Below are 14,387 nucleotides of genomic sequence, written 5' to 3'. Positions count from 1 at the left end.
CCCCGCGAGGCGAAACGTCAGGCGCTGACGCCCACGCCGATGGGGCAGCTCACGCCGGTGCCGCCGACGCCGCAGTAGCCGCCCGGGTTCTTCTGCAGGTACTGCTGGTGGTAGTCCTCGGCGTAATAGAAGGCCGGGGCCGGGAGGATCTCCGTGGTGATGTCGCTCAGGCCCTTCGCGTTGAGCGCGCCCTGGTACGCCTGGCGCGTCTCCTCCGCGGCGCGCTTCTGCGCGTCGTTCGCGTAGTAGATGCCGGAGCGGTACTGGGTGCCCGCGTCGTTGCCCTGGCGCATGCCCTGCGTCGGGTCGTGGTTCTCCCAGAAGACCTTCAACAGCTGCGCGTACGTGACCTTCTTCGGGTCGTACACCACGCGCACCACCTCGTTGTGGCCGGTGAGGCCGGAGCAGACCTCCTCGTACGTGGGGTTCGGCGTCAGCCCGCCCGCGTAGCCCACCGCGGTGGAGTACACACCCGGCACCTGCCAGAACTTGCGCTCCACCCCCCAGAAGCAGCCCATGCCGAAGATGGCCGTCTCGAAACCCTCCGGCACCGGCCCCTTCAGCGGGGTGCCCAGCACGGTGTGCTTCTGCGGAACCGGCATCTCCTGCGGACGGCCCGGCAGCGCCTCCTGCGGAGTGGGGAGCCTCAACTTCTTCGGGGACGTGAAGAACATGCTCTAGCTTTAGCTCCGGGCCCCCCGATTTTCACGCCCGCCGCACGGCCGGCCACCCGCCCTCCGTCCCACCAGGAATGCCTCGCCTTCCCGACGGTTTCCCAGGACTCCCATGCGCACCCGCCTCCTCGCCGCCCTCTGCCTCCTGGCGCCCGCCGCCGCCCTCGCCGCCAAGGACCCCCGCTGCGCCGGCAAGCCCGCCGCCCGCGCCGCCCGCTTCTCCGACACTGCCCTGAAGGGCACCTCCGCCGCGGAGCGTTACGCCGCCTACGTGCAGGCCTGTGCGCTGGACGACGTGGTGGCCCTCACCCAGACGCTCGTCCGCTTCAAGACCGTGAGCAGCGAGGCGCCCGCCGCGAAGAACCCGGAGGTGGCCGCCATGGGCCGCGCCCTGGAGGCCTGGGCGAAGGCGCACGGCTTCGGCTTCCGCACCGTGGGCGACAACGACGTCTTCGAGCTGTCCTGGGGCGAGGGCGAGCCGCTGCTGGGCCTGGTGTTCCACGGCGACGTCGTGCCCGCGCCCGCGCATGAGTGGAAGCGCGCGCCCTTCAAGCCCGTGGTGGAGAAGGGCCGCCTGTACGGCCGGGGCGTGGAGGACGACAAGGGCCCCATCGCCTCCGGGCTCGTCGCGCTGGCCATGGCCAAGGACCTGGGCCTCAAGCCCCAGGGCAAGGTGCTGATCATCATCGGCAACGGCGAGGAGAGTGACTGGAACGGCATGAAGAACTACGCGGACACGCAGCCCAAGCCCACGCACGTCATCTCCGTGGACTCCGGCTACCCGGTGATGGCCGCGCAGTCCGGCTTCGTCGCGTGGACGCTGGAGGCGCCCGTGGGCACGGCCCTCGCCACGCCGAAGGAGGGCATCGTCGCGCGCGCCGTGGACGTGAGCGCGGGCGAGTTCCTCACCCAGGTGCCCGGCGCCGCCACGCTGAAGCTCGCGCCCGTGAAGGGCCAGACGCCGGAGACGGTGCTCGCCGCGGTGAAGGCCGCCATCGCCCAGGAGTCCCCCGCGCGCAAGGACCTGAAGGCGCAGGTGAAGCGAGAGGGCGACACCGTGGTGCTCACCACGCACGGCGTGGCGGTGCACTCGTCCACCGCGGATGAGGGCCACAACGCGCTCTGGGACCTGTCCGCCGTGGCCTCGCGTCTGTCATTGGAGGACAACGGCATCGCGGCGCTCTTGCGCGTGGTGGCGAAGCGCTTCGACGGCGACCACCACGGCGACAAGCTGGGCCTGAAGTACGAGGACGCGCTGATGGGCCCGCTGCTCGTCGCGCCCACCGTGCTGCGCGTGAAGGACGGCAGCGTGTCCCTGGGCGTCAACATGCGCCGGCCGCAGGGCAGGGACGCGGCCGCGTTCAACGCGTCGCTGGACGCCGCCGCGAAGCGCGTGGGCGAGGACTCCGGTGGCCAGGTGAAGGAGGGCACCGGCCGCTACCTGGGTGACCCGCACGTGGCGGACACGTCCGGCCCGCTGGTGAAGACGCTGATGGGCATCTACCAGCGGCAGCGCAAGGCGCCGGACGCGGTGCCCGGCTCCATCCGGGGCGGCACCTACGCGCGGCTGTTCCCCCGCGCCGTGGACTTCGGGCCCGCCTTCCCCAACGAGCCCTACACCGGCCACGCCCCGGATGAGTCCATCGCGCTGGAGACGCTGGATTTGAGCACGCGCATGCTCGCGGAGGCCGTGCACACGCTGGCCATCGCGCCCGCGCCGTGACGGTGGCTCACGGCGGCAGGTCGCCCCTGGGCGGGGGGACGCGGGGCCAGCGGATGGTGAAGGTCGTGCCATCCCCATCGCCGGTCTCCACGCGGACGGTGCCCTGGTGCGCCTGGACCAGCTCGCCGACGATGTAGAGCCCCAACCCCAGGCTGCGCTGCTTGTTGCCTGGATCCTGCTGCGGACGCGACTGCTTGAACGGGTCGAACAGGTGCGGCAGCACCTCCGGGGGAATGGGGTCGCCCTCGTTGCAGACGCGCATCACCACGTCCATGGGCTCGCCGGTGAGCTGGGTGACCACGGGTGAGTCGTTCCTCGCGTGTTGCAGCGCGTTCACCACCAGGTTGCCCAGCACCTGCGTCACGCGGTCCGGGTCCCACTCTCCCCACAGGTCGCCCCCATGCACCTCCAGCGTGAGGGGCCGCTCCGGGTAGACGACCTGCAGTTCGTCCAGCACGCCCTGGCACAGCTCCAACATGTTGACGCGCTGGCGCGTGACCGGGATGCCTCCGCCCAGGCGGCTGCGGGCGAAGTCGAGGATGTCGTTGATCATCCGCGTCATCCGCGCGGTGGCCTTGCGGATGCGGTCCACGGAGCGGCGCGCGCCCGTGTCCAGGTCCGGGACGTTGCCCAGCATGAAGGCGGACGCGTTCACCGCGTGCAGGGGGTTGCGCAGGTCGTGGCCCAGGACGGCGATGAGTTCTTCCCGGAAGTCGATGGCCTGCTGGAGCGCGGCCTCCGCGTGCTTGAAGTCGCTGACGTCCACCACCGTGTTGCCCACCCCCAGGAGCACGCCGTCCGGGGTGCGCACCGGGAAGTAGTCCACGCGCCAGAACCCTGGACGGCCCCGCACAGGATCCGGCCCCTGGATGAGCACGTCCCGCAGGGGCTGCCCGGTCTCCAGCACCTGGCGCATCGGCCGCTCGACGGACGCCTGGAGGTCTTCCCGGACCATCTCGCGCACCGTGCGGCCCAGGTGCATCTCCACGGACTTGCTGTTGAGGCGCGCCATCGTGCTGTTGATGCGCAGGTGGCGCAGTTCCAGGTCCAGGAAGGCGATGCCCACGGGCGCCGACTCCAGCAGTGAGTCCAGCTGCGCCAGCGACCGCTCGGCCTCCCGGCGTGCCGCGTGCTCGCGCTCGTGCAGCTCCACCTGGGCGATGTGCGCGGACGCCCGCTCCGCGATGGCGTGGAAGAGCAGCACGTCCGAGTCGGAGAAGGCGAAGGCCGTGCGAGAGCCCATGTACGCCATGCCCAGCAGCTGCTCACCGTTCATGAGCGGCAGGCCGTACAGCGCGCGCAGCCCCGCGCGGCGCAGCGGCCCGAGGAGGACGCGCGGGTCGGTGGCGGCCGAGCGGACGAAGAAGGGCCGCCGCTCCAGCGCCGCCTGCCCGCTGACGCCCTGGCCCACCTGCACGCGCAGGCCCTTCACCTCGTCGGTGCCCAGGCCCACCGCGGCGCGCACCACCAGCGCGTCGCCCTCCAGCATCATCACCGCCGCCGTGTCCACGGTGAGCGCGGTCTCCATCAGCCGGGTGAGCAGGCGCTCCAGGAGCGTCTCCATGTCCGGGTCATCCAGCGTCGCCTCGGACATGCGGTCCAGCGTCTGCAACGTGCGCTGCTTCATGTCCCAGAAGAACGTCATCGTCCGGGTGACCACCCGGTCGAGCGTCTCCTCCAGCCGCGTGAGGTCCCCGGGCCGCAGCTGCTGCTCCTGGGTCTCCAGGCGGTGGAGGATGCAGCGGCGCAGGAGGGCGTACTCCTGGGCCACCTCGCCCAGGTTGAAGCCCGCGTCCATCCGGGCCGCGGCGTGCGCCGCCTCCAGGCGCTCGTCCAGGGCCTCTGGCCCCGCCTCCATCGCGTCCGCCAGCGTGGAGAGCAGCTCCGGCAGGTGGTCGATGAGCCAGGGCGGGTGCGCCGGCGCCTTCCCGCCCAGGTGCTTCATCACCTCCTGCTGCCACTCCGCCAGCAGCACGTCGTGGTTCGCGCGCAGGAACTCCGCCGCGCTGGGGCGGGGTCCGCCGCGCGCATGCTCGTCCACGGAGTGTGAATCCGGCCCCTGCATCGCCAGTCTCCCCAGGCCATCGCCCGGCCGCGCCGCCCCTCGCGCGAAGTCTGCGCATGGTGGCCCCGGCGTGCCTTGCCCTCGCGTCGGATGAAGGTCCTCCGCGAGCCCTCGGCCGCCGGTTCCAGGGAGGCCCCCGGACGCGGCGCCCGGTGCGCCGTTCACCTTCGTGCGCTCGGCCGGGCCGGGGGACGTTCGCGCCCCAGGGCGCGCGGGGGCTTGGGGTAGGGTGGCCGGCACAGCATGCCGACCCTCCTGCTCAACCGCTCCGCCGTGGCCCGCAACACCCAGGCGCTCCTGCTCCTGGACGACTTGCGCGAGGCCTTCCGCACCGACGCCCTGGCCCGCACGGTGGCCCCGCAGCGCGTGCGCGCGCCGCTGCACTCGGAGGGCACCGCGCTGGTGCTCTTCCCCGGCTCCGTGCCCGGCATCCCCGCGTACACGGTGAAGGTGCACGCGAAGTTCCCCGGGCAGACGCCCGCCATCCAGGGCGTGGTGCAGCTGCACGACCTGGTCACGGGAGGGCTGCTGGCGGTGATGGACTCCGGCCACCTCACGGCCGTGCGCACTGGCGTGGTGGGCGCGCTGGCCGCGGACGTGCTGGCCCGGCCGGACGCCTCACGCGTGGCGGTGATTGGCGCCGGCCGCCAGGGCGTGCTCCAGCTCAAGCAGCTGCGGCTGGTGCGCACGCTCACCCAGGTGCGCGTCTTCGACACGAACCTGGCGAACGCGAACGCCTACGCCACGCGCATGTACCAGGAGCTGAACCTGCCCGTGAGCGTGGAGACGTCCGTGGCGGACGCCGTCGCGGACGCGGACCTCGTGGTGACGGCCACGTGGAGCCACCACCCCTTCCTGCACGCGGGCATGGTGCGGCCGGGCACGCACATCACCGCGCTGGGCGCGGACGAGCCGGGCAAGGCGGAGCTGTCCAGGGATTTGCTGGAGCAGGCGCTCTTCGTCTGCGACCACCGGGGCTTGAGCGTGTCCACCGGCGCGGCGGGCGCGGTGGGGCTCACGGAGGCCTCCATCCACGCGGAGCTGGGCGAGGTCCTCGCGGGCCTCAAGCCCGGGCGCACGTCCCAGGAGCAGGTGACGGTGTTCGCCGGCGTGGGCCTGCCCTTCCAGGACCTGGCCACCGCCTGGCACGTGTACCAGGCGGCGACGGGCGACGAGGACGTGCCCACGCTCGACTTCAACGCCTAGAAGCTCAGGCGTTGCCCAGGCCTTGCTCAGGCCTTGGCGAGGGCCTGCGAGAGGCGCACGGCCTCCTCGTGCAGGTCGGTGTCCTCCGCCAGCGGCATGGCGAGCACCTTCTGCACCAGCTCCTTCGCCTTCGCCTCCTGGCCCAGGCGCGCCTGCGCGAGCGCCAGGTTGAGCAGCGGCTCCGGGCGGTCCGGGGCGCGGCGCACGGCCTCCTCCAGCACCGTCACGGCGCGCGGCAGGTGCGCGTTCGCGGGCTCGGCGGGCACGCGCAACAGCAGCTGGCCCAGGTTGTTCGCCGCGCGCCAGCCGTCCGGCGCCAGGCTCATGCCCTGCTCGTACGCGGCGATGGCCTTGTCGTACGCGGGCGGCTCCTGCGCCTCGAAGCAGGTGGCCTCCGCCATCTTCAGGGACTCGTTGGCCACGCCCAGCGACGCCATGGTCTGGCACAGGTGCCGGGCCTGCTCAATCTGACCGCGCGCCAGCATCAGCTGCGCGAGGTTCGCCTGGGCGTCCGCGTCCTTCGGGCGCTGGGCCGCGAGCGCGGAGGCCGCCTGGTAGGACGTGCGCAGGTCGCGCAGCGCCATGGACAGCACCGTCACGGACGCGAGCAGGCGCGGCTGGTTGGGCACCGCCTTGAGGCCCTGCTCCAGCACCTTGCGCGCGTCCACCAGCTTCTCCTGGGAGGACAGCGCGTGTGACAGGCTCAGGTACGCGGGCACGAAGCGCGGCGCCAGCGTGAGCACCTCGCGCAGCGTGGCCAGGCCCGCGTCCGTCTGGCCGGCCTCCAGCTGCACCTGGCCCAGGCGGTAGCGGAACACCGGGTTCTGGGGCGCGAGCTTCGCGGCCTGGGACAGGGCCTCCAGCGCCTGGGGCGCCTTGTCCTGTTTGATCAGCATCATGCCCTTGCCGAAGTGCGCCTCGGCGCGGTTCGGCTCCAGCGCGAGCACGCCCTGGTAGGCCTTGAGGGCGGCGTCCAGCTGGCCCTTCTGGGCGGCGATGTTCGCGCGCACCAGGCCCGTCTCCGCCGTGGCGCCCTGCGCTTCCGCCTTGGCGAGCAGCCCTTCGGCCTGGGGGACCTTGTTCTCCACCAGCGCCAGCTTGGCCATCACCACCAGTGCGTCGCGGTGGTTGGGGTTCTTCGCGAGGAGCTTCTCGGCCTCGGCCCTGGCCTGGGCGACCTGGCCCTGCGCGAGAAGGGTTTCCAGAGAGTTCATGAGGGAAAGTGTCCCCCAGGGGGCGGGGGCTGTCGAGCAACGGGGAAAAGGAAAGGGCCTCGCCCGGATGGACGAGGCCCTTGGGAAGAGCTTCGGGTGCGCGAGGCTGGGGACTACCAGTGGCTCAGCGCGTTCTTGATGCCCTCGCCGACGTTCTTGATGCCCTCGCCGACGTTCTGCACCGCGTTGCCCAGGCCCTCGGCGGCGCTCTTCGCCGCGTCGCCAATCTTGCCCACGTCGACGGAGAAGCCGAACTCGATGCTCGCGCCGATGCCCAGCGCCGCGCCCACGTCGAAGTTGGCGGACAGCTTGCCGTCCTTCAGGCCGACGTTGGCCTCGAACTCCACGCCGATGCCGGCGAAGGCCTCGGCGCCGGCCGTGACGGTCGCGGGGCCAATCTCCTGGCTGACCTCCGCGCTGGCGCGGGCGCCGGCGAAGGCCTCACCGTGGACGGAGGCCGCGGCCTGGCCGTGCAGCGGGTCCAGCACCACCTGGCCCGTGGCGGTCGCCTCGGCGCCCACGTTGCCCTCGGCGCCCCACTCGGAGCGGCCCAGCGCGCTGTCCGCGTGGCCTTCCACGGAGCCGCGCACCAGGTCGGCGCGCGCGTCCACGGAGCCCTGCGCGCCAATCTTGCCGTGCAGCGGGTCGATGGAGACGTTGCCCTGCGCGGCCACGTCCGCCGCCAGCACCTGGCCCTCCACCGTGTTGTGGAAGTTGCCGTTCACGTCACCAGAGGTGTGCGAGCCGGAGGCCGCGGAATAGCTCTTGTTCCACTCACCGGAGGCCACCGTCTGGTCGAAGCGGCTGGTCTCCAGCTGCTTCTGGATGTCCGTGGTGGTGTTGGGGTTGGCCTGGTTGCTGGTGGAGACGCGGTTGCCCTGAACGCCGCGGTTCAGGTTGATGGTCGCCTCGCCCTGCGCCCGGTTCTCCGTGTGGGCCTGGACCTCGCGCCGCACCTGCGTCCCGTTGGCCGGAGGGGTCGTCGTGGTGTTCCGGAACACGGGGCGGTAGCGGTTGGTCTCGATGGACATGGAAGCGGGCTCCGGCGGGCGCGAGGCGCGGTGGGAAAGCTTGTGACTTGAGAATTTATCGGCAGGGGCCCGAGAAAGTTTCCGCGTCTCTTTTTCTTTCTGATCCGCCCATGCCCCTCAGGGCTCGGATCTCCCGGGAGCCAGGATTCCCTGGGGATCGAACGCGTCCTTCAGCCGCCGGCGCACCGCCGTGGAGTCGTCCCGCACGGCCGGTACGGCTCCCTGCGCCTGGAGTCCGGCTCGGGTCAGGTGATACCCGGCATCCGCCAGTTCGCGGGTGAGGGCGCGGTAGCAGGCCTGGGCGCGGGTGTCCTCGCCCTTCGCGTCGCGGTCATAGGCGAGCGCGGTGATGAGGTAGACGCAGCGCGGGGAGAACGCGAGCAGGGCCAGGTTGGGCTCGAAGCCGAAGAGGCGGGGGACGCGGTCCGCGATGTCGGTGGCGCGCTTCGCGTCCTGTCCGGTGAAGGGGACGGCGACGCAGCACCAGATGAAGCCGCAGCGGTCGCGGTCCGGGTTGGGGTCCTCCGGCTGGGGCGTGCGCTTGCGCCAGTAGGTCATGGCGAGGTTGGCCTCGGAGGGCACGCCCTGGAAGCCGCCCTCGCCGTCCAGCACCTCCGGGCCGAAGGACAGCGGGCGGAAGGCGCCCTCCAGGGCCCGCGCGAGCCGCTTCTCCAGGAGCGCCCCGAACTCCGCGTCCGGGGCGGTGAGGGTGCCGCTGATGGCCCAGCGGCCGAAGCCCTCGCGGAACTTCTCCCGGGCCCAGTCCGGCAGGGGCGTGCGGCCCACGGCGGCGTAGGGGAACTGCTGGGTGACGCTGTAGGCCTTGATGTCGTTCCAGAAGAAGAAGCTGCCCTTGAGCGTGCCGTCCAGGGCCAGCGCCTGGAGCCGGTCCACGAAGGTCCACAGCTGCGCGTCGTCGTTCACGGCGCAGACGAACTCGCGCAGCCAGGGCTGCTTGCGCGCCAGCCAGAACGTCATCCGCGTCACCACGCCCAGGGACGACTGGCTGAACAGGCCGTCCAGCACCGGGCCCAGGCCCCAGCGGAAGACGGGCGCGGCGCGCGAGTCCGGGAATCTCGCGTGGCCCGTCTCGATGCGCTCGCCCGTGGGCAGCACGGCCTCCAGCGCGCACACGTGCTGGAAGATGTCCGCGTGGGGGCCGCGTCCGTCGCCGCGCTCCAGCGCGTTGCCCACCAGGCTCGCGTCCGGGGAGCCGCCGATGGTGGTGATGAAGTTGGAGGACTGGCGCTCGCGCAGGTACGCGGCGGCCTGGCGGAACGTCACGCCGGGCTCCACGGTGATGTACGCCAGCTGTTCGTCGTACGCGACGACGCGGTTCATGCGCCCCAGGTCCAAGAGCACGCTGCCGTCGCCCGGAGGCACGCGCGAGCCGTAGCCCCAGTTGCGGCCGGCGCTCACCGGGTACACCGGCACGCGGTGCGCGCTCGCGATGCGCAGGCACGCCTGCACCTGCGCGGTGTCCGCGGGCCGCACGATGGCGGGGATTGTCTGGGTGGTGGCGAAGGTGGCCGTCCGGGCGGCCTCCAGCGCTTCGGGGTCCACGACGACGTGCGCCTCGCCCACGGCCTCCCGCCACGCGGCCAGGGCCGCCTGGAGGTCCGGAGCCTTGCCTTCGGTCTCGCTCACGGCGCCGCAGTATGCCCGCGCGAGCGGCCCTGCGCTGACCCGCCGGGCGGCGAGCGGGCGGGCGGGCCCATGGGATGGAGGGTCGCCGGGTGGACACCGGCCGTGGTCGCCCCCTGGCGCGTGTTCATCTTCGGCGTGGGGAGGTGTTCATGGTCGGCTTCATCACGTCCCGCAACGGACGGTGGATTCGGATTCTGGCGGGCACGGGCATGGTCCTGGGTGGACTGGGCTCGGGCACGCCCCGGGGCGCGATGGTGGCGCTGGCGGGCCTGGGGCCGCTGTTGGCTGGCGCGCTGGACCTGTTCCTCCTGGGGCCGCTCCTGGGCCTGCCCGTGAAGGGCGCGGACGTGCGGCGCGCGCTGGGGGAGCCGGAGGACGCGCCGCTGCTCGACCTGGCGCACGACGGGGGGCGCTCTCCCTACGCGCCTCCCAGCACGCTCCTGCACTAGCTACTTCGTGCTCACCTGGAAGGGGATGCCGAGCGAACCGAACGGCTCCCCCGTCTCCGCGTCCACCAGCTTCACCTGGAGTGTCACCGCGTTCTCCCGGTGGGCCACGCCCTGGAAGTAGAGGAAGCCCTCCTGCGTGCCGCCGGGCTCCAGCGTGCCCTCCGGCAGCGCGTTGTTGAGCATGTCCTCCGTGGGCAGCGGCTGCTCGTAGTACGTGTAGGGGTACGGTCCGTAGAAGGGGCTGCCCCAGCCCCAGGGGCCAGGGCCGTACCAGCCCGGTCCCCAGCCGCGGTAGGGCCCGTAGCCATAGCCGCCGCCCACCCAGACCCGGCCTCGGGGCCCACTCGCCGGCAGGATGGTCGCCTGCGCCTCGGTGTCACGCGACGAGGTGGCCCGCCGCAGCGACAGGGGCGGCAGCGCGCTGTAGCGGAAGCGCGACTCCTGGCCCACGAGCGCGAAGTCCTTGTACTGGAGCCGCAGCGGGCGCTGCCCCTGGTTCTCCAGCCGGACGTAGACGGGGGTGACCCGGCGCTCCAGGTCGGACGGCGAGCCGTGCCACGCGGCGCCGTCGGCGGTGAGCCGCACCCCCTCTTGTTCGGTGATGGCGCTGCTCTTGTTGTCCTGGAGGATTCCCGCCTCCGGCGTGGGCCGCAGCTTCGTCTCCGCCGCGCAGCCCGCCATCAGCATCAACCCCAGGGCCCCCACTCCCAGTGCTCCACGCATCGCATGCCTCCTCACGCTTCAACGTAACGTCCGTGGCGTTGGATGGAGGACATGCCCCGTGCTCCACCCCGGAGAGCGGGCGTCCGGCCGGGGGGCGCGCTCAGGGCTGGGGCGTCACCGGCTCCGCGGCGGTGGCGGGCCAGGAGGGCGCCTTGACGAAGTCCCATTCCTGATGGCGCGCCCAGGACTCGAAGGTCTGCCAGTTCACGCGCGGGTAGCTGTTGCGCAGGGTGAGGATGTCCGCGTGGTAGCCCACGCGGTCCAGCCAGTCGAACATGGCGGCCAGGTCCTCGCTCTGCTGCTGGAGCTGATCGAGGGGCAGCTGTTCGAAGTGGATGCGGTGGCCGCTCACCATGGACAGCAGCGCGGCGGCCTGCTGGCCCGTCACCTCGTCGGAGGCGACTTCAATGCGCTCGCCGATGAAGCGCTCCGGGTCCCCCAGCACGTGCAGCGCGAAGCCGGCCAGGTCCTCCACCGCGACCATCTGGAGGCCGCGCGTCGCGGGCAGCGCCAGGGCCAGCTTCCCCTGCGCCAGCATGTCGCGCGTGGGCGGCTGGAGGAAGTTCTCCATGAAGAAGGTGGGCGCCAGGATGGTGAAGGGCATGTCGCGCCGCTTCAGGTACAGCTCCACGGTGTGCTTGCTGTCGAAGTGGGGGATGCCGGTGAGCTCGGACGCGCCCGCCACGGACGAGTACACGAAGTGCCGCACGTTGGAGCGCTTCGCCGCGTCCGCCAGGTTCTTGCCGTGCTGGACCTCCGCGTCCACGCCGCCCGCGCCAAAGGGCGTGGCCATGGCGTAGACGGCGTCCACGCCGCGCATGGCGCTCTCCAGGGAGACCGGGTCGTCGAAGTCGCCCTGGGCCAGGGTGACGCCGGGCCTGCGCAGGGCCTTGGCGCTGGCGGATTCCACGTCCCTCACCAGCGCCACCACGTGATGGCCCCGGTCGGCGAGCTTGCGGAGGACGGCCCCGCCCTGTTGGCCGGTGGCGCCAGTGACGAGCACGGTGATGGAGAAATCCACGGGCATGGGTTCAGACCTCCGGACGCGACGTGTCACGGCAAATTGGAGACGCCCCGTGACATTGGCGAGGCCTGGAGGCCGCACTGTCCTCCCCCGAGCACAGGCTCCCGAGGCAGGCAGGCGGCCGTGAGGGAGGGGCAGGCGGCGTGGCATCCTCCCGGCCCCATGAGCAAGCGTGACACGCCCCCGCCCTCCGAGCTGGTCTCCGCCGCCCAGGCGCTCGACGCCGAGCTGGTCCGCTTCGAGGCCCTGTCGGAACAGCTGAAGGAAGCGCCCCTGTCGTCGGAGAAGCAGCTGGAGCGCGCGTCGAAGATGCTCAAGGACCTGGCGGACCTGGACGACGCCTTGCGCATGCGCGTGGGCGCGCTGGTGCAGGCCATCACCGGGGTGCGCAACCGGCAGCAGGCGCAGGCGGACGCGGTCAACGTGCGCGCGCAGGACCTGCAGCAGCGCACGGAGATGTTCAAGGACCTGCTCACGCGCTACGGGGCGCTGGGGCAGAGCGCGGCGGACCTCAACGGGCGCATGCAGGAGTTCGCGTCCCTGCGCCAGCAGGCCACGCGCACGGCGGAGGAGGACGCGCGGCTCACGGAGGTCTTCACCGCGCTCCAGGACCGCATGGCGCAGGTGGCGGACGAAGCGGCCACGCTGACGAGCGCGGCGGAGGAGGCGAAGTTCACCGACATCGGCCGGCAGGCGGACTCGCTGCGCCAGCAGCTGCTCTCCGCGCGCAACAAGCTGGGCCTGCTGCACCAGAGCGCGGCGAAGTGAGGGCCGGCCTCAGCTGAGGTAGGTGGGCTCGAAGTCGTCCGGGCTGTCGATGGGGCGCCGCCCGGAGAAGCCGGTCTTCAGGTCGTGCCAGTGCGCCACGGCGTCCTCGCCGTAGCGCCAGCAGAGGTAGACGGGCTCCTCGCCGCGATGCGCGTGGAAGTCCACCAGGCCGTCCGCGCCCTTTATCTCCAGGCCCATCTCCTGGAGCGGGCCCAGCTCGACGCGGATTCGCTCCAGCAGCTCCTCGCGCTCCTCGCGCAGGGGGACCAGCGCGTCGGCTTCGCGTGGGGCCTCGGGGCCGTCCAGCACCTCCGCCAGCTTCTGCACGCGCTCCACCCACGGGCGCACGCGTCCGAAGGTCTTCGTCAGCAACGGCACCAGCCGGCTGGCCTCTTCCACGCTGAAAAAGCGCATTGGGGGGACAGCATGCAGTGTGCGCCCCCCGCCCGCCACCACCTTCCCGTGGGTGCGTCAGGGTGTGTCACGGCCGTGCCGGCATGTCTGGAACATGTCACCCGCGCCGCAGCGACGACAGGTTCTCCAGCAGCCAGCGCCAGGCGGCCTCGCGCAGGGGGAAGGCGGCCTCGCGCGCGAGGAAGGTGGGTGTGTGCTCCGCGGCGCAGCGGCCGGCGTCGTCGTGGACGTCGGCGTCGGGGCCGGCGAGGTCCGCGTGCAGCAGGGCGTGGAAGACGATGAAGTCCACGACGAAGGCGGGCACGGTGGGGCGGTCCAGCGCGGGGTGGACGCGCACCTCGCGCAGGCGGGCGTCGTAGCCGCCCAGGTGGATGGTGCGGCGGGTGCGCTGTCCGGGGCGGCGGGCCCAGCCCACCTCCACGGCGTGCACGCGCCCGTCGAAGTACGCCGCGTCCAGCCGGGCGTGCACGGCCTTGAGGTCGAAGCAGCGGCCGCGCGTGCGCAGGGGGGCGCCGGGCCTGCGCTCCCGGCGCACCTGGTCATGGTGCGCGTGGCTGAAGGCCTCCAGCACCTCGCGGGCGGCGGTGTCGCCGGCCACATAAAGGGCCAGGGCGCGCACCACGGCGTCGGGTGCGTCCAGGAAGAGGTGGTGCAGGCGCAGGCGCACGCCTTCGGGGAGGCGGCGGAAGCTCACCAGGGTGGCGCGGTTGTCCGTGAGGCGCAGATGCACGGGCCGGCCCAGCAGGGCGGACACGCGCCGGGCCAGTTCCGCGGCCCGGGGCAGCGCGTCCTCGCGCGAGGGCAGCCGCGAGCGCGCCGGCTCACGCCCGGGCGCCGGGGCGTCGAACATCGCCATTTGTCCGGGCGGCGGACGCATGAGGCAAAGGTAAGCCCTGCCCCCGCCCGCTGGCCAGGAGGATGCGCGCGGACGTGTCGGGCGTCCTGCTCGGGCCGGGCGCTGATCGGCCCCGGGTACTTCGGCCCGCCGGGGGCCGTCACGCCTTCGGCGGGGCGGGATACCGCTGCGCGAGCGACGCGATGACGGCGAGCAGCTCCCCGGGCTCCACGGGCTTGGGCACGTGGCTCTGGAAGCCGGCGCGCAGCACGCGGGTGCGGTCCTCCGAGCGGGCGTAGGCGGTGATGGCCACCGCCGGGATGCGGCCTCCCTGGTCCCCGGGCAGCGCGCGCACGCGCTCGATGAAGCCATAGCCGTCCGTGCCCGGCATGCCGATGTCGGAGACGAGCACGTCCGGATGCTCCGCCTGGAGCACCTGGAGTCCCTCCATCGCGGAGCCCGCGGTCACCACGTGGGCGCCGCTGTCCTCCAGGAGCGTGCGCAACAGCTCCCGGGCGTCCTCTTCGTCATCCACCACGAGCACGCGCACGCCGCCCAGCTCCGGAGCGGCCGTGGGCGCGCGCTCCGGCGCGGGGGGCCTGGGTGACGGGGGC

At 72.4% G+C, this 14,387-nt stretch carries 14 protein-coding genes; 4 read left to right on the top strand and 10 right to left on the bottom strand.

Features of this window, described 5'->3' with window-relative positions; genetic code table 11:
* Nucleotides 1-17: 17 nt before the first annotated feature.
* Nucleotides 18-674 carry a peptide-methionine (S)-S-oxide reductase MsrA gene (gene msrA / locus D7X96_RS18050; RefSeq protein ID WP_120548864.1) on the bottom strand — a complete coding sequence of 219 codons (657 nt, stop codon included), beginning with the start codon at nt 672-674 and terminating at the stop codon, nt 18-20.
* Between the two features lie 112 nt (nt 675-786).
* Here msrA and D7X96_RS18045 point away from each other — a divergent pair, with 112 nt between their 5' ends.
* Nucleotides 787-2,397 carry a Sapep family Mn(2+)-dependent dipeptidase gene (locus tag D7X96_RS18045; protein WP_121770285.1) on the top strand — a complete coding sequence of 537 codons (1,611 nt, stop codon included), beginning with the start codon at nt 787-789 and terminating at the stop codon, nt 2,395-2,397.
* Nucleotides 2,398-2,404: 7 nt separating this feature from the next.
* On the opposite strand, the gene D7X96_RS18040 is transcribed toward D7X96_RS18045, so the two are convergent.
* A complete protein-coding gene (locus D7X96_RS18040) occupies nt 2,405-4,438 on the bottom strand; it encodes a sensor histidine kinase (RefSeq protein WP_244219627.1) in 2,034 nt (677 codons plus the stop codon).
* A gap of 267 nt (nt 4,439-4,705) precedes the next feature.
* Between D7X96_RS18040 and D7X96_RS18035 the strand changes: the two genes are divergently transcribed.
* Complete coding sequence (locus D7X96_RS18035; RefSeq protein WP_120552478.1) at nt 4,706-5,668, top strand: ornithine cyclodeaminase family protein; 963 nt, start codon at nt 4,706-4,708, stop codon at nt 5,666-5,668.
* 26 nt (nt 5,669-5,694) lie between these two features.
* Here the strand turns inward: D7X96_RS18035 and D7X96_RS18030 are convergent, their stop codons facing one another.
* The 3 genes from D7X96_RS18030 to D7X96_RS18020 all read right to left on the bottom strand — a co-directional run bounded on the left by D7X96_RS18030 (nt 5,695) and on the right by D7X96_RS18020 (nt 9,560).
* Entirely contained in the window at nt 5,695-6,882 is a 1,188-nt protein-coding gene (locus D7X96_RS18030; RefSeq protein ID WP_120552479.1) for a tetratricopeptide repeat protein, read from the bottom strand.
* Nucleotides 6,883-6,995: 113 nt separating this feature from the next.
* Complete coding sequence (locus D7X96_RS18025) at nt 6,996-7,913, bottom strand: hypothetical protein (protein WP_120552480.1); 918 nt, start codon at nt 7,911-7,913, stop codon at nt 6,996-6,998.
* A 117-nt stretch (nt 7,914-8,030) separates the two neighbouring features.
* Nucleotides 8,031-9,560 carry an FAD-binding oxidoreductase gene (locus D7X96_RS18020; RefSeq protein ID WP_121770283.1) on the bottom strand — a complete coding sequence of 510 codons (1,530 nt, stop codon included), beginning with the start codon at nt 9,558-9,560 and terminating at the stop codon, nt 8,031-8,033.
* Nucleotides 9,561-9,709: 149 nt separating this feature from the next.
* On the opposite strand from D7X96_RS18020, the gene D7X96_RS18015 reads away from it, so the two are divergent.
* Nucleotides 9,710-10,009, top strand: coding sequence for a hypothetical protein (locus D7X96_RS18015; protein WP_199747298.1), 300 nt, complete (start codon nt 9,710-9,712; stop codon nt 10,007-10,009).
* On the opposite strand, the gene D7X96_RS18010 is transcribed toward D7X96_RS18015, so the two are convergent.
* Both D7X96_RS18010 and D7X96_RS18005 read right to left on the bottom strand, forming a co-directional pair.
* Entirely contained in the window at nt 10,010-10,732 is a 723-nt protein-coding gene (locus D7X96_RS18010; RefSeq protein ID WP_233610267.1) for a putative periplasmic lipoprotein, read from the bottom strand.
* 100 nt (nt 10,733-10,832) lie between these two features.
* Nucleotides 10,833-11,759, bottom strand: coding sequence for an NmrA/HSCARG family protein (locus D7X96_RS18005; protein WP_199747299.1), 927 nt, complete (start codon nt 11,757-11,759; stop codon nt 10,833-10,835).
* Between the two features lie 159 nt (nt 11,760-11,918).
* On the opposite strand from D7X96_RS18005, the gene D7X96_RS18000 reads away from it, so the two are divergent.
* Nucleotides 11,919-12,524, top strand: a complete 606-nt coding sequence (locus D7X96_RS18000; RefSeq protein ID WP_121770282.1) for a hypothetical protein — start codon at nt 11,919-11,921, stop codon at nt 12,522-12,524.
* A gap of 9 nt (nt 12,525-12,533) precedes the next feature.
* On the opposite strand, the gene D7X96_RS17995 is transcribed toward D7X96_RS18000, so the two are convergent.
* From D7X96_RS17995 to D7X96_RS17985, 3 genes are all read right to left on the bottom strand, one after another.
* On the bottom strand, nt 12,534-12,938 hold the full coding sequence (locus D7X96_RS17995; protein WP_120552485.1) for a DUF2203 domain-containing protein: 405 nt from the start codon (nt 12,936-12,938) through the stop codon (nt 12,534-12,536).
* Nucleotides 12,939-13,035: 97 nt separating this feature from the next.
* Nucleotides 13,036-13,788, bottom strand: a complete 753-nt coding sequence (locus D7X96_RS17990) for a hypothetical protein (RefSeq protein ID WP_120552488.1) — start codon at nt 13,786-13,788, stop codon at nt 13,036-13,038.
* A gap of 145 nt (nt 13,789-13,933) precedes the next feature.
* Nucleotides 13,934-14,387 (bottom strand): response regulator (locus D7X96_RS17985; protein WP_147468343.1); only part of this gene is annotated, 454 nt, incomplete at its 5' end.

The organism is Corallococcus interemptor, from assembly GCF_003668875.1.
Classification (GTDB): Bacteria; Myxococcota; Myxococcia; order Myxococcales; family Myxococcaceae; genus Corallococcus; species Corallococcus interemptor.
The sequence above is the reverse complement of the archived record's forward strand: the minus strand, read 5'-3'. Positions and strand labels throughout refer to the sequence as shown.